We start from the raw sequence: 1,168 nt of genomic DNA, 5'->3' as shown, positions 1-1,168 counted from the left end.
CGTGACGCAATCTGTCATTGTGCTGACATCCGTCAGTGGGCGAACCTCCACCGCAAGGAAACAAAAAGACCCTCGCTGCCGCTACGAGCAGCGAAGGCCTTCCCTGAAGAATGTGCATCTGCCCTTGACGCCGGCTCCTTATGCGGAAGCAGCCGGAAGGAAGACCTCATTCAGCCGTACGGGAGGCTTCGACCGCTTCCGTGGGCTCTTGAGCCAGATCCGCATCTTGAGGCACTGCCGTGTTGGGCTCCGTGCTTCCTTCCGCAACGGCGGCCTTGGGCTCAGCATCACCGGCCGGCATTGAGCTGACCGACCCGTCTTCAGACGCTGGCTTTGCTTTGCGCCCCCGTGCTGGCTTCGGCGCCTCTGCTCCGTCTTCCCCTACGGCTTTCGGTTTGCGGCCTCTGGCTTTCACCGGCCCATCCACTGATGCTTCGGCTGCCACCTTGGAGGAGCGTCCGCGCCGCCCTTTAGGCGCTTCTGCGCCTTCTTCCGGGACTGCCTTTGGCTTGCGACCCCGGGTCTTTACTGGCGCCTCTACTGAGGTTTCAGCTGCCGCAGCGGTTGCTTCGCCGCCGCGCGCGCCCGAGGTGTCCGGAGCCGTTTTCGCCCCAGCCCTCCGCTTCGGCTGACGGCGCGTCGCGGTTGCCTCGTCCGGAAAGGATACGCGTGCAGCGTCTTCCGCGTCGATCTCGCGTTCTGCCTGAGACCAGTGTTGTGCATCCCGGCCATGGGGTTGGCCTTCCTGCTCCCAGAGGGAATGGGCCCGTTCCTGGATCCGTCGTGTGCGTTCGGCAGTCATGATGCGTCCTCGTGTTTCCGATGAGCCTCTGATCTCCTCGGCCCTCGGCGCGAGAGTGGCGAGAATTCAGGTCTTTACACCGACACCGTGACACGCTCATGCATCCTTGCCAATGGGGTCTCGTCGGCAGATCCAGCCACGCATAGGAGACACACCGTCGTGGTCTGGGCACTCTGAGCAGCCCCTGAACTTTCATCCAGATGCGACGGTAGCCCGGTGGTCATAGCGCGACCACACTCCTGGACAGCTTGAAAAGACCAGTTGATGATCGTCCGTAAGAAGAGAGCAGGATAATTAGCGCGCAAACCCTTGGTGTGCCGTCCTATAGTTCCATAAATCGGATTATCTAGCGCGGAACTATAGCCG

The 1,168-nt window shown here is 61.6% G+C and carries 1 protein-coding gene; it reads left to right on the top strand.

Features of this window, described 5'->3' with window-relative positions; translation table 11 throughout:
* The coding region (locus AAIL68_RS17430) for a hypothetical protein (RefSeq protein ID WP_347141053.1) at nt 1-304 on the top strand (304 nt) is incomplete at its 5' end.
* Nucleotides 305-1,168 lie beyond the last annotated feature (864 nt).

This window comes from Paracoccus sp. SSK6, from assembly GCF_039770665.1.
In the GTDB taxonomy this organism is placed as follows: domain Bacteria; phylum Pseudomonadota; class Alphaproteobacteria; order Rhodobacterales; family Rhodobacteraceae; genus Paracoccus.
Note: the sequence above shows the minus strand (reverse complement) of the source record. Positions and strands in the feature narration are given on the sequence as shown.